Source organism: Pseudomonas sp. FSL R10-0399 (assembly GCF_009600165.1).
Lineage (GTDB): Bacteria > Pseudomonadota > Gammaproteobacteria > Pseudomonadales > Pseudomonadaceae > Aquipseudomonas > Aquipseudomonas helleri.
Genome location: NZ_WIWK01000019.1, coordinates 31,887 through 53,217, shown reverse-complemented (window position 1 = coordinate 53,217; position 21,331 = coordinate 31,887). Strand labels below are relative to the sequence as shown.

Below are 21,331 nucleotides of genomic sequence, written 5' to 3'. Positions count from 1 at the left end.
TAGAAGCCCTGACGGCCACGAACCGTCAGGGCTTTGCTTTGTCAGCCACATTAGGGTCTGTTGCCGTTTACATAGGTAACCAAAGGAAGGCGCAAGCTGTGGCCATCATACGTTCATAATTTCTCTTGAACTTGTCGAATCGAGAGGCCACTGGACGTGACGACTACCTCGGGTAGGCGTCGCTCTCCGTGACCGAATGCGACAGTTGGGTTATTCAATAGGAGAAGGGTGAGCCAGTTGGCAGAATGAAGGTCAGTCGTGCTCGAGGGTTGGCAATCAGAACCTGACAGGCTTTATCCTCATAAAAATAATAAGGTGGGGGCCCATGAGCTGTCTCATTTGTGCCGGAAGCGCTGAAAGCATCCAGGTTGGCGGCGAATTTGAAGAGCGCGACTGCCCGTCATGCGGTCATTATCGGATTTCCAGAGCGCTGGTTTTAACGCTTATGGAGCAGGGCCAGATTTTCGATGTGAATAGGATGAGGGGCAGGCTTGCCGAAAAGCGCAAGCTCGTTGATATTCCTGCCATTGAAATTCATGAGGCACTGCTCGTTCCCTGAGGTTGGAGTGAAATGGCTCGAGAAACAGCCTCGCTTATCAATTCGGCGCGACGATCTCATCGTCCAGGCCGCGCTTCAGCTCGACCAAACTCTCATTCCGAAACCTCCGCGCCACCTTTTCGCTTATCTGCACTTTCATGGCGCGGACTTTCCGTTGGCTGGTATGAGAGGGTAGGATCCTCCTCAGTTTGTTGCGGACTAGCTTTTCCCGTGCGATCTTTCCCGCCTTTGCATCGCGGGCGAAGCCGTTCATCCGCTCTTCGTCTGTCTCGCAAGCGCCGATAATCCGCATCACAGCCTGGACATCATCTTCACTGCTGGCCGTGTTGAGGCGCCCAGCAATCCACCGAAGCTTGTTTGCAGCCCATCTGAACTCTTCGGTGCGGATTCCACGTGAAAGCCCAGGGGGAGGGCAGGCCAGAGTAGCCCCGCCGCTATCTGCACCAAGGGCAACGGAATCGGGATCACCCTAGCCACCAACTTTGAGATGCCCACCAGTATCAACAGAATCAGGACGGTGTGGGCAGTTTGCATAGAAAAATTTTCCTCTTCACTCGACATGCACTAGGCCGACTGTAGTGGTCAACTAATCCCGGACACGACGTTAAGTTTTTCCTCGGCCCGCGCTGGAGCCAACCCATCGTTGAATTGATGAGGCCGAATCCAGTTGTAGCGATGCATCAAAAAATGGCTGATATCGCGCTGTGCTTCCTGCGCAGTTCGATAGCCCACGGTCGGTATCCATTCTGTTTTCAAGCTGCGAAATACGCGCTCCATCGGTGCGTTGACGCTCCTATGTCAACAAGATCGAGCCGAATCGGCTAAATCCGCCAGGATCAAAGGGTATAGCTCCCTGATGATATAGCGCTTTAAACAGCGCTGGATTTCTTTGGAAGACAAGCCTTGCGCCCAAATGTAGGTGATATCGCCGCACCAGACTTGATTGGGCGCTGGCACGTCGAACTCGCGGTTCAATGTGTTCGGGATATCCAGTCTTTCTACTGTTGCTCGTTTGTAGGCATGGGAGCCGGGTTGTTTGCTGACTAAATCAAGCTCCCGCATCAAGCTACGCACTTTGAATCGACCGAGTTGCTCACCGTCTTCACGCATCGGCGACAGGATGCTGCGACTGCCCGCAGAGCTGCGACTTTGCGAGAACAGCTCACTGACGCGACTACGCAATCGAATCCTCTCAACACCCGGAGATCGCCGCCTCAGGCGATGGGCGTAGTACGTCGAACGGGTGATTTCGAACACCTCGCACAAGCAGTCAACAGGTTCATGGACCCTTAGCTGATGGATCAGCGCGAACGCTCGAGATCTTCCGACATCAAGAGCGCGGTAGCCTAATGAGATGGTCACCCCCACATACTGTGAAGGCTAGACTTTCCTTGGGGGTACGTTTCGGAGGAAATTATCATGAGCGAGTTAGCAATGGTCGGGGTCGATCTCGGCAAACACAGTTTTCATCTGCACGGTCAGGATAAGGCAGGCCGGGAAGTGTTTCGCAAAAAACTGTCACGTCAGCAGATTATTCGGTTTTTCAGCAACCTTCCGGCGTGTACCGTGGCGATGGAGGCCTGTGCGGGAGCGCATTTCGTTGCTCGCGAGCTAATGGTTATGGGTCATGAAGCCAAACTAATTTCCCCGCAGTTCGTCCGCCCTTACGTCAAGGGCAACAAAAACGATTTTGTCGATGCAGAGGCCATCTGCGAAGCGGCATCACGCCCTTCTATGCGTTTCGTTTCACCTAAGACCGAGGCCCAGCAGACGCTTTCAGTTTTGCATCGTATACGTGAATCACTGGTGCGAGACCGCACCAAAATTGTGAACCAGATGCATGGTTTCCTGTTGGAGTTCGGGATCAGCCTACCCAGAGGATTGGCCATCATGAAGCGTCTGCCTGTCATCCTGACTGAACATGAGCTGCCCACTCGACTCACGACCCTCTTGGATCGTTTGCGCGAACACTTCAACTACCTGGACACCCAAATCAAGGATCTGGATAAGGATCTGGCTCGCCAACTGGCTGACGATGATCTGGGCAGTCGTTTACTGAGCATGCCATGCGTCGGCCCGATCACCGACAGCCTGCTGGCTGTGGAAATGGGCGATGGCAAGCAATACGCAAGTAGTCGTGACTTCGCTGCCTCCATTGGCTTGGTACCCAGGCAATACAGCACCGGGGGAAAAGCTAATTTGCTAGGAATCAGCAAGCGCGGCGACAAAAATCTCAGGCGATTATTGGTTCAGTGTGCTCGAGTTTATCTTCAGCAATTAAAGAACCAGCACGGCGCATTGGCAGATTGGGTTCGCTCGCTGCTGATACGACGGCACTCGAACGTGGTGGCCTGTGCCTTGGCCAACAAACTAGCTCGGATCGCTTGGGCGATCTCAGTCGGTCATCGAGTATTCAACGCAGGGACAGATGCCATGGCTATCTGACTCAGCTGCTGTTCTAGTACCACGAACCACCTTCAGGTTTTGCGATAGCTGAACAATGGATGACGTGAACGGCCCACCGGCCTGGCGAAGAACCTGCTCTAAAAATCGGCTCTGCAAAAAGCCGTTAGCCTTTTCAGGATCGTCAGGCGCGACTCTCATCATGGCGCGGGGCATGCCTCCTATAGACGCCGGATAGATTTAAGCAAACCAACCACTTCGCCCGTTAATCAGCATTGCAAAAAAGGGGGTGACCATAGATTTTAGTATTGATTTCTCTCGCCAAGCCGAGCAATCCGTGCTTCCAGCTCCTGAATTTTTTGCTGTTCCGGAGTCAGTGCCTTGCTCTGCGGGGTGACGCCTTTATGTTCTTTCTGAATCTGGTCAACCCAGCGGCGCAATGCAGACTCACCAATACCGAGTGAACGGCTGGCTTCGATGTAGCTGTAGTTTTGTTTGAGCACAAGGTCGGCAGCCTCGCGCTTGAATTCAGGAGTAAAGGAGCGGCGTTGTTTGGTCATCTGACACCTCGATCTGGCGAGCATTCTCGCCTAAATGGGTGTCCGGTTTCATTAGACCACTACATGAGCATCTTCAGCATGATCTCGACATCGGCGGGATTCAACTAGCCAAGAAATTCTTGCCAAAGCAGACCGGCGATCCTCTCGATGCGTTGGCCCAAGACCCGCCCCTCGTCGGTCAGCTCCAACCGCTTCGCCCGCCGATCTGTAGGGTCTTGCAGCAGACGCAGGAAACCGCCGTTTTTGAGAGTGTCCAGCACTCTGACTACTGCTGAGTCCTTCAGTCCCAACAGCTGCGCCAGTTCGCGCTGGCGCATCAGATTTTTACCCATACGAAGCATTTCGAGAATGGGCAGCGCCGTTGGTTGCGTCCGACAAGCCCCCGTCGCAGAGACGCCGGCCTAGCACTCGTTTCGATGATTGCCCCACGGCTGGAAGCCGTCCCCCAAGGTCAGCCCACTGGCCGATTTTCAACGGCTTGCGTCCCATACGATGTATCATCAAATAATATGCATGACGTGCCATTTAATCAAGCGGAGTGGTTATGCGGGACGACAGTTCACGCAGTACTTGTGCTGGTCTAACCACAAAACACCGCTCCATGAACGACGATTGCATCGACGCAGAGAGGTTAGTGCGATGGATCGTATGCAGTAGGGCTGAACTCTTCTCGTGTGATACGGCATAGCGGTGCTGATGGCCATCGGGGGGAGTCTAAGCTGTCGCAGATGATGAAAGCTAGACGAACCGTGGCATTACGTGGGAATCAATGGAGAAGATGCTATGTACTGTGACATGAAAGATTCCCGCGTGCCTGCTCCGATCGATGTGCAACTACCCGCTAGTATTCCGATCCAGCGACATAGCTTTCACGACGCCAAACGTGCCGCCGATTGGCAGGAGATTCTATCGGATGTGCTAGTGCCGATAACTCTTAATGCTCGCGCTGGAAGGAGGTCCGAACACTTTCAGATGAATGTCCGTTTTCAGCGGATTGCCGTGTTGAGTTTCGCCGCCTTTTCTCCGGGCGGTCTCATCGCCATCAGCCATCGCCGGAAAGTCGATCAGCGTGACAGTAAGTACTTGAAGGTACTATTCATGATCGCAGGGCTAAGCCTGCTGAGCCAGGGTGCACGCGAAGTCGCGTTGAAAGCGGGTACTTGGACGCTTTACGACCCTACCACTCCTTACAGAATCGATTCTGATGACGGGGCCGAGTGTCTAGCCCTGGCTCTGCCGGTACGCGATGTCTGGCCGTGGCAACGCTTCGTTGAGCACGAGACCACCGCCGTGCAGCCGATACGCGGTAATGCATTACTTGCTATGCAGTCGATGCGGCTTTGTCTGGATGGGGGAATCGACCCTGGCCTTGACGACTTGAGCAGTTTCGGAGAGTCGATTGCCCTACTGATGGGGTCTGCAGTCTCTCGGGCCATCGAGCCATTGCTTCCTATAGCGGCCAATAAAACGAGCCACATCCTGCTGCTGCGAGCGCAAGAACAGGTGCGCAATCACTATCACGATCCGGAACTTACCGTGGATAGCCTGGCGCAGGCTCTCCAAGTTTCCCGGCGCACGTTATACAACGCGCTGCAGGCAGCAGAACAGACACCGCAGAGGCTGATCCTGCGTTACCGATTGGATGCGTTCCGTCGCGCGCTGGCCAACCCCGCGTTGAGTCATAAGACTTTAACGGAGCTCGGCTTGGATGTCGGTTTCTCCGATATCGCCCACTTCAGCCGGCTATTCAGGAAGCATTTTGGCTTGACGCCGCGGGTCTACCGAGAAATGCACCGCAACTCGAAATGAAACCTTGCATGGGATGGCTAACGCATTTGCATGCTAGGGAGAGTTCCTCTGCGACATCGACCTTATATTGTACGGACGGCTCTCCTATCGATTTAGCGACATAGTGCCGGTTCGACATGCTCGAATTACCGGCTTTTTAGTGCGTCATAACTTTGGAGGCGATGCGCGAGCGTCGTACAGTATCTATGAACATCCAGTTGGTAAAAGCCCAGACTGTGATCGAGTTCGGTTCCCCTTTGGTCGAGCGCACCTCCCTGCTTTCGCCGCCTACGGGCAAACAGGTGCGCGTGCGCATCCGTGCCTGCGGGCTGTGCCACAGCGATCTCCACTTTCACGAAGGACACCTCAATCTCGGCGCAGGAAACAGCCTTGCATTGAGTGACCTGGGCGTCACGCCACCCTTCGTCCTAGGTCATGAGCCGTCTGGGGAAATTGTCGATTTCGGGGCCGATTCCGGCCTGGATTCTGCCGACCTGGGCCGAGCAGTCATCGTCTATCCCTGGATAGGCTGCGGCCATTGCGAGTTATGCAACAACGGCCAGGACCATCAATGCGCGCAGCCGCAGGTGATCGGCATGCAACAACCCGGAGGGCAGGCAGACCACCTGATCGTACCGGACGCCCGGTTTCTGATCGATGCTACTGGCGTGGATCCGCTCCTTGCCGGCTCCTATGCCTGCTCTGGGCTGACGTCGTATTCCGCTTTGAAGAAAGTAGAAAGACTACGCGAAGACTGGATCGGCATCATCGGCGTCGGAGGCGTCGGTATGATGGCGCTGGCTGTTGCCAAGGCCATGGGCTTTCGGAAGGTTGCCGCCATCGACGTCAACGACCAGCGACTGGGAGTCGCCAGAGATGAGTTTGGCGCGGATCTAATCATCAACAGTAAAGCCCCCGAGGCTGCACAGACGCTACTCGACGCCACGGGTGGGCTGGCAGGAGTCATCGATTTCGTCGGTTCGACCGACACTGCTGATTTGGCGATCGGTCTGTTGAAAATCAATGGTGAACTCGTAGTCGTAGGCATGTTCGGTGGCGAATTGCGCGTGCCGTTGCCGATCCTTTCCATCAAGCAGCTCAACCTTCGCGGCTCGTTTGTCGGCAGTGTCGACGAACTAAACGAACTGATGAGTTATGTCCGAGCTGGAAAGGTGAAGCCGATTCCTGCCGTCGCCATGCCCGTTCATCAAGTCAACGATGCGATCACCCAGCTTAAGGCAGGGAAGGTCGACGGTCGAATCGTCCTAACGCACGACTGATACGCCCATTACTTTGCCTACTGGACCTATCCGAAGATAGCCAGCGAGGCCATCCACTTCATGCAGGAGATTACCGATGGCAGTTTCACCTCAATCCGCTACGCTCGCACAGACGGCAGCGGCACAGATCGGTGCAGTGCTCGGCCGTCAGAGAGCGGCCCTGCTGGCATCCGAACATCCCAGTGCCGACGTGCGGATCGATCGCATCACCCGCGCGATCAACCTTCTGCTAGAAAACCGTACGGCGCTGGCCGATGCCGCCTCTGCCGACTTTGGCAACCGCAGCCGTGAGCAAACACTGCTCGCGGATATCGGCAGTGCCGTGACGGCCCTGAGACACAGCCGTGAGCACCTCCGGGAATGGATGCAGCCTGAGTTGCTGCAGGCTCCGTTCGAGGGAACCGACGCGCGCGTCGAATATCAGCCGCTGGGCGTGGTGGGGATCGTTAGCCCCTGGAACTTTCCGGTCACGCTGGCGTTCGGCCCTGTGGCAGGTGCCTTCGCCGCCGGCAACCGCATCATGCTCAAGCCTTCAGAGCTTACGCCAAAGGTCTCGGCACTACTTGCCGAGCTGGTCCCGCGATACTTCGCCGAGGAGGAGTTTGCGGTGATCCTTGGCGGTGCCGATGTGGGCGCCGCCTTCTCCGCGCAGCCCTTCGATCATTTGATCTTTACCGGTAGTACCTCCGTCGCGCGGCATATCATGCGCGCTGCGGCGGACAACCTGGTGCCGGTGACGCTGGAGCTGGGCGGTAAATCTCCCGTCATCGTGTCGCGCACCGCCAATCTGCGCACGGTAGTCGAGCGGGTGTTGACAGTAAAGACCTTCAATGCCGGGCAGATCTGCTTGTCGCCCGACTACGTGTTGCTGCCAGTAGAATCCGTTGATGCATTCGTTACTGAGGCGACGCGTGTAGTTGGCCAGATGTACCCGACGCTAAAAGACAATCCGGATTTCACCTCGATCATCAATCCCCGCAACTACGACCGACTGCAGGGCTATTTGGCCGACGCGCGCGAGAAGGGCGCTCTCCTAGTCGAAATCAATCCGGCCGGCGAGGACCTAGACGACCGCGAGCGACGCAAGATCGCACCTACGCTCGTCTTGGGGGCTACCGACGAGATGCAGGTGCTTCAGGAAGAAATCTTCGGCCCAATTTTGCCTGTCAAGACCTACAGCGACTTTAACGAGATCATTGGCTATATCAATGCGCATTCCCGGCCGCTGGCTGTCTACTACTTCGGTGAGGATGCCGCAGAGCGTCGGCAGGTGGTCGAGCGCACCACTTCCGGCGCGCTCGTGGTCAACGACGCGATGACCCACGTGTTCATCGAGGATTTGCCCTTTGGCGGCGTTGGCGCTTCGGGAATGGGTGCCTACCACGGCATTCACGGCTTCCGTACCTTCAGCCATGCAAAACCGGTCTTTAGCCAAAGTTCGGGTGGGGAATCCAACCTGCTGATGCGCGCGCCCTATTCCGAGACGACACGGGACTCGATTGCCGCAATGCTCGGCGGCTGAAACTCCCCGCGGTGCCACCCGATGGATTGTTATGAGAAGGCAGTCCATCGGACAGCGTTGAGCAACCAGCCCGTGCGGGATGCCACAACGTGACCCTGAAATCGTCAGGGACGAATTTGATCCTCCGTATTGCACAAGCTTTACCTGGGTACTCCAATAGCGGCTGCCCGGGCACATATGCATTTTCGGTTTTCCGACTCGTCAGCCCCTTGCGATCCGCGCGCCTTGGCTGGCGCATCCGTCCTGGCGGGATTGCTCGCCTAGGTACCGAACGATTGCCATTTGGCTAACTGGAATAGAGTGATCTTGATGAAGCAAATCCCACGTATAGTTATCGTCGGCGGCGGCGTCGCCGGCTTGGAAGTGGCAACCTATTTCGGCAACAAGATGGGCAAGCAGGGGAAAGCGCAGGTTACGTTGATTGATCGCAGCTCGTTGCATGTGTGGAAGCCGATGCTGCATACCTTCGCCGCTGGCACGGCCAACGCACACCAGCAGGGCATTCCTTTCTTCGCCCAGGCCAAGCGCAATCATTTCAACTTCATGCCCGGCGAGCTGAGCACCCTCGACCGCGCGCGACGCTTCATCGAAATCAAGCCCCCGACGCTAAGCGCCGAACCTCTGGAGCCCCGGCGCTTCGACTACGATATTCTGGTGCTGGCGATGGGCAGCAGAGCCAACGATTTCGGGATCCAGGGCGTCAGCGGAAACTGCTTTTTCATCGACGATCTGTGCCAGGCGGAGACATTCAACCAGCGTCTGCGTGGCGAAGTTCTGCACGCGGCCATGTCCGGTGGCACCATCGATATAGCCATCGTCGGTGGGGGAGCTACGGGCGTTGAATTGGCGGCCGAAATCAGCCAGCTCGTCGAGATCGGCTCGACATATGGCGCCGCCGCCCAGCCAGCGCGGTTACGGCTTACGCTCATCGAAACCAGTCCGCGAATTCTTGGTGGCTTCCCCGAAGCGGTCTCGACGCTGGCCTCTGCAAAGCTGCATGAGCTCGGCGTCGATATCAGGACCGACACTACGGTTATCGGCGTTGATGCTGACGGATTCATGCTGAAAGGCGGTGAAAGAGTCAATGCCATGCTCAAGGTGTGGGCGGCGGGCGTTCGCGCCCCCGCCGTGCTCGATGGCATCGACGGCCTCCAACGAGCACGCACCGGACAATTGGTGACCCGTCCGACGTTGCAGCTTATCGACGATGACCGTGTGTTTGCGTTGGGCGACTGTGCCAGCTTAACCCTGCCCGGCAATGACAGGCCGCTGGCCCCCACCGCCCAAGTGGCGCATCAACAAGCAAGTCATTTGTGTCAAAACCTTCCCCGGTTCCTACGTGGGCAGCCGATCAAGTCCTTCGAGTTCCATGACCTCGGTGCTCTGGTGTCGCTGGGTGGCTATGGCGCTTATGGGACAATGGCTCGCCGCGGGATGCTTCCGGCCACGCTTATTCGTGGGTGGGTGGCGCAGATCGGGCACGCCATGCTCTACCGCCAGCACCAGTTTGGCCTGAACGGACTGCGTCGCGGTAGCCTGATCTGGCTTAGCGACATACTGAACAGGGTTGTGCAACCGAGGATACGCCTCGATTGACGCAAGGCGAGTTGAGTTGCGCACTCAGTCGCCGCTGTAGCTGGTCACGGGCGGGCGGTAATCGCCTGTCAAGCGCAGTACAATTTCGTGCCATGACTGTCTTATACGCCAGGCCTTTCCAATTCGACGCACCCATGGACGACGACGGTAACCAGTTATTGATCCTATAGTGACCAAATTGCAGAAAGCCAGCGGTTATGCGCAAAAGACAAACAGCCGGCGCGCCGGGGGGGCACCGCAAATCTGTTTGAACATCGATCCAAGTATTGACCAGAACCATGCCGAATTGGGGTTCGAAAGGTATCTTCGATGCTGTGCCTGCGGTCAAGATCGGGATGTAGAATTCGGCGCCCCTATAGCCGCATTTTATGGCCTCACAAGTGTCACGAGTGGATGCATATACTGGATGGAGCCGTTGTGCTGGGCAATGGGGCCGACTGACCGAGTCAGGGTAGAGAAGGGTGATACGGTATTAGTGGTTCAGGATGCACCGTCTCAATGGGATAGCGAAGTCTATGTACGAAAGATGTACGCAATCATCTGAAGCGGCTTTGGGGCGTCTTTATCATAAGGTAGAGCTCACGAAGGGGGGGCGTCGTTCCAGGTAATCCCCCCTGAAAAAAGTACGCATCAGAAGTAGAATTTTCTCCTGACCGGATCAAGGAAATTTTGCGTGAAGACATCGCGTTTTTCAGACAGTCAAATCATGGCTATCCTCAAGCAAGCAGAGGCTGGAACCCCTGCGCCAGAGCTGTGCCGAGAAAATGGCATCAGTTCGGGCACGTTCTATAAGTGGCGCACCAAATTCGGTGGTATGGATGCTTCGTTGATGGCGCCGCTTGCGCGAGCTGGAGGAAGAGAACCGTCGGCTTAAAAAATGTACGCCGAAGAGCGTCTCAAAGCCGAAATCATCCAGGAAGCCATGGCAAAAAAGTGGTGAAGCCATCTTGGCGACGAGAGATGGTGCAGGAAGTGGTTCGTTCAGGTCGGTGCAGCATCAGGCTGGCGTGTCTGGCCTTCGAGATCAGCCTCACGTGCTACCGCTATCAGCCGCGTTTGGCGCCTGAAAACGCCGAGATTGCCGATCATTTAATACGCCTTACCCATAATCAGCGAAATTGGGGCTTCGGCTTATGCTTTCTGTACCTGCGCAACGTCAAAGGCTATCGCTGGAACCACAAGCGGGTGTATCGGATTTACCGTGAGCTGGAACTGAATCTGCGTATCAAACCGCGCAAACGTATCGTGCGCGAGAAGCCCGAGCCGCTGGCTGTTCCTGGGGGCAGCAACCAGTGCTGGTCGATGGATTTCATGCATGATCAATTGGCGGACGGGCGCAACTTTCGGGTTTTCAATCTGATCGACGACTTCAACCGTGAAGCCCTGGGTATGGAAATTGATTTTTCGCTTCCGGCTGAACGTGTGGTGCGAGCGCTGAATCGGGTGATTGAATGGCGCGGGAAGCCACAAGTCATTCGAAGTGACAACGGCCCGGAATTTATCAGTGCCAAACTCACGGATTGGGCTGAAAAACGGGGCGTCCGTTTGGAATATATTCAGCCGGGCAACCCGCAACAAAACGTTTACGTCGAGCGCTATAACCGCACAGTACGTTACGACTGGCTGGAGCATTACTTGTTTGAATCGAGAGCGGAAGTTCAGAATTACGGCACGCACTGGATCTGGACATACAATCACGAACGCCCGAATATGGCCCTCGGCGGTATCACACCTAAACAGAAGTTGGCCCTGGTGGCCTGACCTCTATTTCTGACGTGTATTAGAAATGGGGGGATTACCGAACGTCTTGTGCGCTGGGATCAGTGATCCAGCCCCTGCCAATTGATGCGTTTGGTCAAGCACCGCGCGTTGTTCGGGGGTGGTGATCAAGACCGTGCGCTCGCGTCCACCCCTGGTCCATGAACCCTTGAGGGCAATGTGATCGCCTCGGTCGGCATAGCGGGGTTGAAACTTGATGGCTTCCTCGCGCCTTAATCCAAATGCAGCTTGCAACGTCAGGCTCATGCGCACGTAGGGATCATTCACCTTATCCAGTGCATCGCCCAACTCCCGGGCCTTGTTTTCGTTGGTCACATAACGCCGCTCAGGAATGCCGAGCTGGGTGTTGTCGGACGGAATGATACCCGCTTTACCGATCTTCTCGGCCCACCAACGCAGATGCGCCAGACGGTTCTTGAGTGTCCCTACCGACAAGCCCTCAGCTTGCCTGCGCTCAACCAGTGCCTCGACATGTTTGCCCTTGAGTGAGGGCGCACGCATTTGCCTGAACCCCGCTTCGCGCAATTGGCGGGCGACCAGTGTCAGACCGCGTTGCCGGTCGGCCTGGGTAGCATGGCTGCCATCACGGTTGCGTTGGCAGAGTTGGCGTAGCGTGTAGGTGAGATCGTCCATCCAGACCTCCTGCCAATGTCCTCTGTATATGGTGCTGAGTTGAAATCCGGTGAGTGTTATTGCCAACTCGCCAAGGCGAGATCCCCGAAGGGCGAGGGCCAGGTGCTCAGATCACCTGTGGCCTCAAATGAGGCATCTGCCTTGCTTCCTGTGGGAAGGCCGGGCAGGGGAGTTGCTAATGAACAGATGAAAAAGATGCGATTCGCTGGTAATGAAGACCTCCTGTGACAGTGAGTGGGAAATGGACGGGCAGGGCTGTACCAGGCATTGCGCCGGTAGCCATTGCGGGGACGAAGCGGCGCCCCGTTGGGCGGTAGGTTGACGTTGGCAGTACTGGACATGCCGAGGATAAAGCAGGCTCCCCATGGGTAGGGTCGACGCACAGTGATGAGCCAAGGTGTGTCCGGGAGAGTTCCGCTCAATGCGAGCTCAGCGCTTGCAGGAACCTGCGCTCTGGGCAACCGAGTGGGTACGGCATCGGCGAAGTGATTCGCACGAAGTAGTGCTTTCTGCCCTGCACCAGGGGTTCCGGTGTTTAGGCCCGCCGGTAGGTCATTGCAGTTTCAGTGTGCAAGAGCATCATCACGTAGCGCCAACGTAAATACGATCTGCGCGACGTCGTATTGTTGCTGCATTGCGCGGGGCCGTCACTGCGGAGTGCAGTGACGGCCCATGTCGTGGCATCGGTGTCGTGTAATAGCAAAAGACGCTGCGGCAGGCGCATGCTTATCCCCGGCCTGCGGCACTGACGCGGCCTTCGGCCTTGTCGGCTGCCCGCGCAGAGGGGCATGGCGTCCCTGCCACTCCTGCACAGGCACCTTGCATGCGGTGGCATCCAAAAAAGTGGTCGGCAGTGAGGTAGAGTTCGCGGGTAGTGGGGGGGTAATGGCGGGCGCTTAAGCCGCAGCGGAGTGCAACCTGTTGGCGCTGATGCGGTTTTGACTCAGGCTGCTGATTTCGTCTGCCCCATAGGCAGTTTCGGAAATCCCACGCAGGGCGATCGTTTGCTGGGCATTCAGGCGGGTTAATCAATTCCGGCAGCTTGGGTCAAAACCGCATCAGCGCCAACAGCCTACCTATCGAAGTTTGTTTGTCCTAAGCCGGTGAAGAGATCGCGCAAGCCCGTGGCAGAGAGTGGATCGGGCTAAGGCTTTCTTCAATTGCCTCGTCATCTCAAGCAGTCCGGGCAAACCGAAAAAGCTCGATAATGACTGAGCTGAGTAATTGCACAGACTTGCCCACCCATTTGCATTCGGCCTGACCAGTGATTTACATCGGATTTGACTAGCATGCTTCGTGGCCCTGACCGGCTCCGTTCGGCCGAGGCTGTGTAAAAACGTTTTCGAACGCGACAGGTACTCAAAACCGGACTAGAAATCGCGCATCTGCTGACGTGTCGATAAATTTCAGATTTAACGTAAACGCGCGCACTTCAATTTTGACGAAGCGTTTTTACACACTCTGGGCCATTAGTAGCCATAGCCTGTCTCGTCCTGTGGAGTATGCCGTGCTACTAAAAATGAAAACTGTTGCATCGTCGCCAGGAAAGTAGCCGGCACCTTGATACGTTCAACCAGTCAGGAGAGACGTTAGGGGTCAACGCGTCCTTTGTAGGTAAGCGAATTGCTGCGGTGATCTTAACCGGCTCAAGGAAGTCATGATGCTGCTGGTCGCCAAGGACGGGGCTTTAGCGCCTGAATGGTTAGACTATCCGTTAAAAGGCAACTGCGTGGGCTTTCGGGAGTGCCATGTCGGCGGAGATTTCCTGCTGATTTACCGTCTGGCTGTTGAAAGCAAACAAGAGCAAATCGTCTTCGTTCGAACAGGAACCCACGCTGACCTTTTCGAGAAGTAGTTGTAACGGCCTGCATTTGAACCTGCTCCGACCTGCAATCAAGGCCCTCTTCGACCAGGATTAACTGCGACTGTCCGCTCCTGCAAACCAGCATTAGCTGCAAATGACAGGACTCAGATAGGCAGGCCTGCTGCCAGCATCTTGTCACGTAACTCGACAGCCCGCGCTGGGTCGAGCGCGTTACTGAACAGAGCCTTAATTTCGGGTGGCGGGGGTAGCCATTTCATTAGTAGATTGTGTGAGTCAACATTCCAGGAACTACTCGTGGGAGCTGGCTTGCCAGCGATGGCAACACCTCGGCGCTTCAGACAAACCGTGTCGCCTGCTGGCTAGCCTTACCCTAACTGGCCTTCTTGAGTCCCGGCTTGTCTGTCTCGGTCAAAGGCGTACGCGTATGCGCCGAGGGCTTGATTGCCCGACTGCTCTGGCCGTTAACCGACACCGGGATTTCGCCATGGATTGTGGTACGACGCACGACGCGCCTCTCATTACCATAATCGTCGACGGCGATGTGCTGGGTCGCACGGTTGTCCCACAGCACCACATCGCCCTGGCTCCAGCGCCAGCGCGCAGTGTTTTCCAATTTGACGATGTGCGCCTGGAACCGCTCCAGCAACGCCCGCGAATCCTGAATATTGAGACCAACCAGCTTCTGCGCAAAATGGCCGAGCAGCAGGGATTTTTCCCCTGTTTCAGGATGCACCCGCACCAATGGATGCTCCGTCTCATACACTGTGGAGGTGAACTGCTCGCGGAAGCGCTGGGTAGCCACCGCTTCAATTTGTTTGGGGGCAATGTAATCGTAGGTATTGGTATGCACGGCCCAGAGGCTGTCAGCCAGTTGCTGCAGTATCAGGGGCAGTTCCTGATAGGCGCTGACGGTGTTGGCAAACACGGTGTCGCCGCCGACGTCGGGAATCACTTCACCGCGCAAGATGGTGATCTTCGGGTAGTCCGTCACAAAAGTGATGTCGGTGTGCCAGGAGTTGGCCCGCGAACGCTGCGAATCCACTTCAAGAATACCGGCTGTATTCGCCTCCGACGGCGTGGTGGGGTGCACCACCAGGTCGCCGAAGAGACGACCAAAGGCTTCCTGCTCAGCATCGTTCAAGTGCTGGTCGCGCAAGAACAATACCTTGTGAGTGAGCAGCGCCCGGTGCAGTTCGGCGAACTGGGCGTTATCCAGATCAGGCAAGCGAACGCCGCTGATAATGGCTCCAATGCGGCCGGTTACCGGCTCAATAGTCAAGCTCATAGTGGATCCTCCTGGCAGGACTAGCCGCCAATTTTCACGACAGATTGATCAAGGATGGATAACGTTTTCGAGATCACGCAGTGCTGCTTACCGCTCAGCTAACGACTCGTTGCTCACGTCGCAGGACGTATTGGTTTTCCGGGCGTGCTAGCCCCAGATGCTCGCGCAGGGTGCTGCCGCTGTACTCGCTACGAAACAGTCCGCGGCGGCGCAGTTCAGGCACCACAAGCTCGATAAAATTTTCCAGTCCGCCCGATAGCCAAGGCGGCATGACATTGAAACCATCGGCGGCGCCTTTTTCGAACCATTCCTGAATCTGATCGGCTACCTGCAGGTAGGAGCCAACCACAACCCAATGTCCACGTGCCCCGGCGATACGCAGATACAGCTCGCGGATACTCAGGTTGTCGCGTTCGGCCAGATCCAGCAGCAAGCTCTGACGGCTCTTGCTGCCGTTGGTTTCCGGCAGATCCCGCGGCACCGGGCCGTCGATGTCGTAGGCTGACAGGTCGGCGCCGATCATCCCGGACAGCAATGACAGCCCCACTTGTGGATGAACCAGCGCCTGCAGTTTTTGATACTTGGCCTGGGCTTCTTCTTCGGTGCGACCCACGATCGGCAAGATGCCGGGGAGAATCTTCAACTCATCTGGGCTGCGGCCGTAACGGGCCAGACGACCTTTGACGTCAGCATAAAAAGCCTGGGCATTTTCCAGGTTCTGGTGTGCGGTAAAAATAACCTCCGCCGTGCGCGCTGCGATGTCCTTTCCGGCCTCTGAAGAGCCCGCCTGCACCAGCACCGGATAGCCCTGAGGCGGACGAGCCACGTTCAACGGGCCCTTGACCTGAAAGTGTTCGCCCTGATGATTTAACTCGTGCAGTTTGGCCGGATCGAAGAACTGACCGCCGTCCTTGTCCCGAATAAAAGCGTCATCCTCCCAGCTGTCCCAGAGCCCCTTGACCACATCAAGGAACTCGTCGGCACGTTCATAGCGCAGGGCGTGATCCAGATGACTGTCACGGCTGAAATTCTGTGCCTCGTCATCATTTCCGGAAGTGACCTGATTCCATCCGGCGCGGCCGTTCGAAATCCAGTCCAGCGAAGCGAATTTTCGCGCCAGGTTGTAGGGTTCGTTAAAGCTGGTGCTGACCGTGGCGATCAGACCAATCTTGTCGGTGGTGGCAGCCAACGCCGAAAGCAAGGTAAAGGGCTCCAAATACGAGCCGCGTGCGGTTTTGCCCACCGTGTCGTAACGGCCAGTACTACCGGCATTGCTGGACTTACCCACAGCAACGCCATCGGCGACAAACACCGCATCAAATTTGGCCGCTTCGGCCAGTTGGGCCACACGCAGGTATTGCTTGAAGTCCAACTCGGCACCCTTCGGCACATCGGGGTGACGCCAAGCTGCAATGTGATGACCAGTACTCATTAAAAAAGCATTCAAACTGAGTTGACGCTTGCTCATGTGGACACTCTCAAAAACGACAGGGATTAGCGACGTCTTGTTCGAACACTCAACGACACGTTTCCCTAACATTGCAGAAGCCATGCCATAGATATAACCGGCTGTTTAATAAGGATTTTTATCTAAAGGGCAAAATTTCCTGTAAGAAATCCAACATTTTTTGAGCTCAACTGTGGCGTCTGGCTCAGCGCTATCCAAAAAAACAGCTTGTTTTTTATACGACTCTATATAATAAAATCGAATATATAGATTTTATTAGATTACTTTTAAATATATTGAAGCCTCTCTATAGTTCTCTGCCACCTTCAGGGATAGAGGATGCTTGATGAATGCTTCCGTACTCACATTGGCCCCTCACGAAAATCACCGTGAGGAAATTCGCGCCAAAGCTTTGCTGTTCGCCGATCCGCGCTCGCAATTATTAAAAAGCCAGACCGAGCGAGTCGCGGCCAGCAGCGTGCCTGTGTTGATTCAGGGCGAAACGGGAACCGGCAAGGAATTGCTGGCCCGACACCTGCATCAATGCAGCGGCCGCCAAGGCCCATTCGTGGCAGTCAACGGGGCAGCCATCAACGAAAACCTCGCCGAGAGCGAGCTCTTCGGGCACGAAGCCGGCGCCTTTACTGGTGCCAATGGTCGTCGGCAAGGCTGGTTCGAGGCGGCGCAAGGAGGCACCCTGTTTCTTGACGAGATCGGCGATTTGCCCTTGTCACTACAGGTCAAGCTGCTGCGCGTACTGCAAGAAAAAGAAGTCGTGCGCGTCGGTGGACGCCAGCCAATTCCGATAGACGTTCGAGTGGTTACCGCCACCCACGTGGACTTGCATTCGGCAATAGCCTGCGGGCAGTTCCGCGAGGATCTGTACTATCGCCTGAACCTCGTCACCCTGCAGATTCCGCCCTTGCGTGAACGCCCGGGAGACATTCTGCCGCTGGCAGAGCATTTTCTGGTTCAGTTTGCGCGCGAGCAACACCGGTCAGTGGTGAGCCTCAGCCCAACGGCACAACAGGCGCTGCAAGGTTATGCCTGGCCGGGCAATATCCGCGAGCTGGAAAACGTACTGCTGTCAGCCGCCTTGCAAACCGGTGAAAGCGTGCTAGACGTCGAGCATTTGCATTTGAGCGAACGTCGCCGGGCTCGCACCCGGGTTGAACCTCAGCCCCCGGCGGGTAGCCAAGTCCGACAGTCCGATACATCCGCCGCTCTTATCTGGCAGAACATACACAGTCAGATCCACGATTTGCTGACCTTGCATGACGATGACCATCTGTGGACTCAGTGGGGGGCCATGTTGCTTGAAGAAACCCTGCGCCATCACCACCACAATCAAGTACACAGCGCGCTGCGGCTGGGGATCAGCCGTCATGCGCTACGCACCCTGATGAAACGACATGACCTGATGCCACCCGCGCAGGGTGTTCGTGGTAACAGCAGGGGCTGAGTTTGAAGCCAGTCATTTTGGACTCAAAACCTGAGGGCGTTGGCTTGCCAGTGATTCAAGGGGGCGGTGTCTCAGATACACCCAATAGATGCCATCGCCAGCAAGCTGGCTCCCACGATAGACCTGCGCCAGTTTTCCCCCTTGCGCCCCACAGCCCGAACTGTGGGATATGCGACAGAAGCCCTGCGACGCTGCGCTCTTTGCAACAGTACCGCGACCTGCGGGCCACGTATGACCGAGACATCCATTGTTGTCGACCCCAGCTGCGGTCCAGTCCTGCGGAGCGCTAACGTTCTATATACCCGATAAGCACAATTACCCAGACCTTCTACTACTTATTGGCATAAAGCCTGCAATACCTTTTTCAGCCAAGCGCTGTTCGCGCGGTTATTGATCCTAAAACCAAGGAATCCACGCAATGAAGCACACCCTACTCACGTCGTTGCTGGTCGCCCTTCTTGGCAGCAACTTATCCGTAGCACTTGCCGACGCGCCAAACCCTCAGGTGATCCACTTCGGCATGGCCACTGTTGGCAAGGGCGGCGTTCCCTACTCCGTCGATAACACCTCGGAGCTGGCTCATCAGCTCCACACCATCGAAGATGAACTCAAGGCCGACAATATTCAGGTCGAGTGGCATTACTTCAAAGGGGCTGGCCCAGCGGTCAACGAAGCGCTGGCCAATCAACAACTGGATTTTTCCATGCAGGGTGACCTGCCTGCGACGATTGGCAAGGCGGGCGGTCTGGACACCCGCCTGCTCGCTACCGACCGACTGCTGAACTCCACCTACCTTGTGGTGCCAGTGGACTCGCCAGCCAAAGCCCTGAAAGACCTTAAGGGCAAGCGAGTGGCGCTTTTCAAGGGCACCAATCTGCACCTGGCCACCCTTCGCACCTTGGGGCATGAAGGCTTCAACGAACGTGACTTTCGGTTTCTCAACATGGACACCGCCACCGCTTCGGCCGCGCTGGCCTCCAAGGACATCGACGCTGGCTGGTACGGGCCGGAAGCTTTTGAACTGCAAAACCGGGGCTTGGGGCGAATCATTTACGACTCGGCGCAGGTGAACGACAACCTGACTCGCCAGGCCCACGTACTGGTGCGCGGGGAATTCGAACGTGAACATCCGCACGTTGTACAGAAGGTCGTTAACGGTCTGGTCAAAGCTGCCGCGTGGGCCGCGGATCCGAATAATCGTGAAAGCGCCCTGGCGATGTGGGCCAAATCAGGCACCTCGATTGAGACGCTGCGCGAGATCCATACGGGCAAATCTTTTGTGCGCAACTATTCGCCGCGCATCGACCCGTTCTTCATTGCCCGGTATCGCGCCACAGTCACCGAAGCCAAAGCGCTGCGTCTGATTCGTGGCGACATCGACGTCGACCAGTGGATCGAGCCCAAATACGTCGACACCGCTATTGAGCAGCTCGGTTTTCAAGCTCTGTGGCCGAGTTACGACGCCAATAACCAACCTATCCCTAAATGAGCATAGGTATCTCCAGACTTTGGGTGAGTAACGAATAACCCTATACCCAATAACCGGATTCTGTTTCTTGCCCGGAGGGCCGCTCCATGAGCACCAGTAAAGCTTTCACCGCGGCACAACCGCGACCGATCTGGCCACGCTTGTCGTTATCCCTGACCTGGTTCAATCACGTCGCCGTCGCGCTGCTGGTGCCAGCCGGTCTGTTGCTGTTGTGGCATCTGGCCGGTGTATGGCAATGGGTCTCACCGCAGATCCTGCCGCCGCCAACGCGAGTCTGGAATACCTTTGTCGAACTGACGCTCAGTGGCGATCTGGCGTCTGAGCTGTCGATCAGTCTGGGTCGCGTGCTGGTCGGCGTCGTGCTCGGCGTCATTGCAGGCCTGGCTTTGGGCCTGTTGATGGGGCTTTCGCGGCAGGCCGAGGCTTATTTACTGCCGCTGTTTCAGGCGATCAGCCAGGTTCCGGTACTGGGCTGGATCCCGCTGCTGATGATGCTGGTGGGTATCGATGAAACCCTCAAATACTTGGTCATCGCCAAGGCCGTGCTCGTGCCCATGACCATCAATACCTTCGCCGGGATTCGAAACATTCCTGCCAGCTACCTGGAAGTGGCGCAGGTCTACCGCTTCAACCTGCTCCAGCGCCTGAGCAAAGTGATTATTCCCGGCGCCCTGCCAAGCCTCTTCACCGGCCTGCGCTTTGCCTTGACCAAAGGCTGGGTCGCGCTGGTCACCGTAGAGATGCTGGCCTCCAGCGAAGGCATTGGCTACCTGATGGTCGACGGCCGACAGATGTTCCAGCTCGATCTGGTGATCGTCACCATGCTGGTGATCGGCCTGGTGGGTCTGCTTCTGGATAAGGGACTGGCCCTGATTGAAACCCGCTTGCAACGCTGGCAGCGCCAAGCCTTCTAAAAGGATTCCTCCATGACCACCTCTTCAAGCAAACGCCGTCTGGATCTGCGCGGCTGGGTAGTGCCTGTCGCCCTGATCCTGCTTTGGTGGCTGGCCACCGATCGGCAGTGGGTCGATACGCGCATCGTCGCCAGCCCGCTGAAGGTGGTCGACAGCGCCTGGCTCGCGGCCAGCAACGGCGAACTCTGGCACAACCTGACCGCCAGCTTGCAACGCAACCTGATCGGCTTTGCCTTGGGAGCAGTGCTCGGCGTGCTGTTCGGTGGCTGGCTGGGCCTGTCCCGACTGGCCGATCGCCTGCTCGGGCCGACTTTTCATACCCTCAAGCAGATTGCCCTGTTCGCCTGGATTCCACTGCTCTCCGTGTGGTTTGGCTTCGGCGAACCGGCCAAGGTGGCCTTTATCGCCCTGGCAGTGTTTTACCCCGTGGCCCTCAATAGCTTCGAAGGGATTCGCAGCACCCGCAAGGAGCTTCTAGAAGTCGCCCAAGCGCTTGGGCTGACCCGTTGGCAGAAGCTTTGCCGGTTAATTCTGCCCTGCGCTGCACCAGCCATTTTCACGGGTTTGCACTTGGGCTTGATCTACGCATGGCTGGCCACCATCGGCGCGGAATACTTCTTCTCTGCCGGCCCGGGCATTGGCAACACCATGATTGATGGCCGCGAACACTTCCAGATGGATCAGGTGATCTATGGTCTGGTCGTGGTCGGCAGCATTGGCTTGCTGTTCAACCGTCTCGCCAACTGGATCGAATCCCGCACATTGCACTGGCGCACTCGCCACTGAGGA

14 protein-coding genes and 7 pseudogenes are annotated in these 21,331 nt (G+C 56.5%); 12 read left to right on the top strand and 9 right to left on the bottom strand.

Annotated elements, in window-relative coordinates; genetic code table 11:
• Nucleotides 1-67: 67 nt before the first annotated feature.
• Nucleotides 68-157: pseudogene (locus tag GHO41_RS08205) on the bottom strand (IS5/IS1182 family transposase); the annotation flags it as partial.
• Between the two features lie 168 nt (nucleotides 158-325).
• On the opposite strand from GHO41_RS08205, the gene GHO41_RS08200 reads away from it, so the two are divergent.
• On the top strand, nucleotides 326-559 hold the full coding sequence (locus GHO41_RS08200) for a hypothetical protein (RefSeq protein WP_153326609.1): 234 nt from the start codon (nucleotides 326-328) through the stop codon (nucleotides 557-559).
• 37 nt (nucleotides 560-596) lie between these two features.
• Here the strand turns inward: GHO41_RS08200 and GHO41_RS29765 are convergent, their stop codons facing one another.
• Nucleotides 597-812, bottom strand: a complete 216-nt coding sequence (locus tag GHO41_RS29765) for a hypothetical protein (RefSeq protein WP_178126485.1) — start codon at nucleotides 810-812, stop codon at nucleotides 597-599.
• Nucleotides 813-1,141: 329 nt separating this feature from the next.
• Nucleotides 1,142-1,906, bottom strand: a pseudogene (locus GHO41_RS30675) (IS3 family transposase); the annotation flags it as partial.
• Between the two features lie 72 nt (nucleotides 1,907-1,978).
• Between GHO41_RS30675 and GHO41_RS08180 the strand changes: the two are divergent.
• The gene (locus tag GHO41_RS08180) at nucleotides 1,979-3,004 is read left to right on the top strand and encodes an IS110 family transposase (RefSeq protein ID WP_153326826.1); all 1,026 of its coding nucleotides are present in this window, start codon (nucleotides 1,979-1,981) and stop codon (nucleotides 3,002-3,004) included.
• A 258-nt stretch (nucleotides 3,005-3,262) separates the two neighbouring features.
• Here the strand turns inward: GHO41_RS08180 and GHO41_RS08175 are convergent.
• Nucleotides 3,263-3,522 (bottom strand): annotated as a pseudogene (locus GHO41_RS08175) (transposase); the annotation flags it as partial.
• A 104-nt stretch (nucleotides 3,523-3,626) separates the two neighbouring features.
• Nucleotides 3,627-3,878, bottom strand: coding sequence for a winged helix DNA-binding protein (locus tag GHO41_RS08170; protein ID WP_228392646.1), 252 nt, complete (start codon nucleotides 3,876-3,878; stop codon nucleotides 3,627-3,629).
• A 439-nt stretch (nucleotides 3,879-4,317) separates the two neighbouring features.
• Here GHO41_RS08170 and GHO41_RS08165 point away from each other — a divergent pair, with 439 nt between their 5' ends.
• The 5 genes and pseudogenes from GHO41_RS08165 (at nucleotide 4,318) to GHO41_RS08145 (ending at nucleotide 11,469) form a co-directional block, all read left to right on the top strand.
• Nucleotides 4,318-5,331 carry an AraC family transcriptional regulator gene (locus GHO41_RS08165; RefSeq protein WP_178126483.1) on the top strand — a complete coding sequence of 338 codons (1,014 nt, stop codon included), beginning with the start codon at nucleotides 4,318-4,320 and terminating at the stop codon, nucleotides 5,329-5,331.
• Between the two features lie 185 nt (nucleotides 5,332-5,516).
• The gene (locus GHO41_RS08160; protein WP_178126482.1) at nucleotides 5,517-6,590 is read left to right on the top strand and encodes a zinc-binding dehydrogenase; all 1,074 of its coding nucleotides are present in this window, start codon (nucleotides 5,517-5,519) and stop codon (nucleotides 6,588-6,590) included.
• Between the two features lie 76 nt (nucleotides 6,591-6,666).
• Nucleotides 6,667-8,112 (top strand): coniferyl aldehyde dehydrogenase, encoded by a 1,446-nt coding sequence (locus tag GHO41_RS08155; RefSeq protein ID WP_153326820.1) that lies wholly within the window; start codon nucleotides 6,667-6,669, stop codon nucleotides 8,110-8,112.
• A 309-nt stretch (nucleotides 8,113-8,421) separates the two neighbouring features.
• Nucleotides 8,422-9,708 carry an NAD(P)/FAD-dependent oxidoreductase gene (locus GHO41_RS08150; RefSeq protein ID WP_153326818.1) on the top strand — a complete coding sequence of 429 codons (1,287 nt, stop codon included), beginning with the start codon at nucleotides 8,422-8,424 and terminating at the stop codon, nucleotides 9,706-9,708.
• 673 nt (nucleotides 9,709-10,381) lie between these two features.
• Nucleotides 10,382-11,469, top strand: a pseudogene (locus GHO41_RS08145) (IS3 family transposase).
• Nucleotides 11,470-11,508: 39 nt separating this feature from the next.
• On the opposite strand, the pseudogene GHO41_RS08140 reads toward GHO41_RS08145, so the two are convergent.
• Nucleotides 11,509-12,120: pseudogene (locus GHO41_RS08140) on the bottom strand (phage integrase N-terminal domain-containing protein); the annotation flags it as partial.
• A gap of 1,645 nt (nucleotides 12,121-13,765) precedes the next feature.
• Between GHO41_RS08140 and GHO41_RS08135 the strand changes: the two are divergent.
• Nucleotides 13,766-13,975 (top strand): annotated as a pseudogene (locus tag GHO41_RS08135) (type II toxin-antitoxin system YafQ family toxin); the annotation flags it as partial.
• Between the two features lie 113 nt (nucleotides 13,976-14,088).
• On the opposite strand, the pseudogene GHO41_RS30670 reads toward GHO41_RS08135, so the two are convergent.
• The 3 genes and pseudogenes from GHO41_RS30670 to GHO41_RS08125 all read right to left on the bottom strand — a co-directional run.
• Nucleotides 14,089-14,184 (bottom strand): annotated as a pseudogene (locus GHO41_RS30670) (phosphoribulokinase); the annotation flags it as partial.
• 131 nt (nucleotides 14,185-14,315) lie between these two features.
• The gene (locus GHO41_RS08130) at nucleotides 14,316-15,230 is read right to left on the bottom strand and encodes a TauD/TfdA family dioxygenase (RefSeq protein ID WP_153326812.1); all 915 of its coding nucleotides are present in this window, start codon (nucleotides 15,228-15,230) and stop codon (nucleotides 14,316-14,318) included.
• A gap of 94 nt (nucleotides 15,231-15,324) precedes the next feature.
• Nucleotides 15,325-16,698: an LLM class flavin-dependent oxidoreductase gene (locus GHO41_RS08125; protein WP_153326810.1), complete on the bottom strand. Its 1,374-nt coding sequence runs from the start codon at nucleotides 16,696-16,698 to the stop codon at nucleotides 15,325-15,327.
• A 325-nt stretch (nucleotides 16,699-17,023) separates the two neighbouring features.
• On the opposite strand from GHO41_RS08125, the gene GHO41_RS08120 reads away from it, so the two are divergent.
• The 4 genes from GHO41_RS08120 (at nucleotide 17,024) to GHO41_RS08105 (ending at nucleotide 21,328) form a co-directional block, all read left to right on the top strand.
• Nucleotides 17,024-18,139 (top strand): sigma-54-dependent Fis family transcriptional regulator, encoded by a 1,116-nt coding sequence (locus GHO41_RS08120; protein WP_153326808.1) that lies wholly within the window; start codon nucleotides 17,024-17,026, stop codon nucleotides 18,137-18,139.
• A 418-nt stretch (nucleotides 18,140-18,557) separates the two neighbouring features.
• On the top strand, nucleotides 18,558-19,628 hold the full coding sequence (locus GHO41_RS08115; protein ID WP_153326805.1) for an ABC transporter substrate-binding protein: 1,071 nt from the start codon (nucleotides 18,558-18,560) through the stop codon (nucleotides 19,626-19,628).
• A gap of 86 nt (nucleotides 19,629-19,714) precedes the next feature.
• Nucleotides 19,715-20,542 carry an ABC transporter permease gene (locus GHO41_RS08110; protein ID WP_153326803.1) on the top strand — a complete coding sequence of 276 codons (828 nt, stop codon included), beginning with the start codon at nucleotides 19,715-19,717 and terminating at the stop codon, nucleotides 20,540-20,542.
• Nucleotides 20,543-20,554: 12 nt separating this feature from the next.
• A complete protein-coding gene (locus GHO41_RS08105) occupies nucleotides 20,555-21,328 on the top strand; it encodes an ABC transporter permease (RefSeq protein ID WP_153326801.1) in 774 nt (257 codons plus the stop codon).
• Nucleotides 21,329-21,331: the final 3 nt, after the last annotated feature.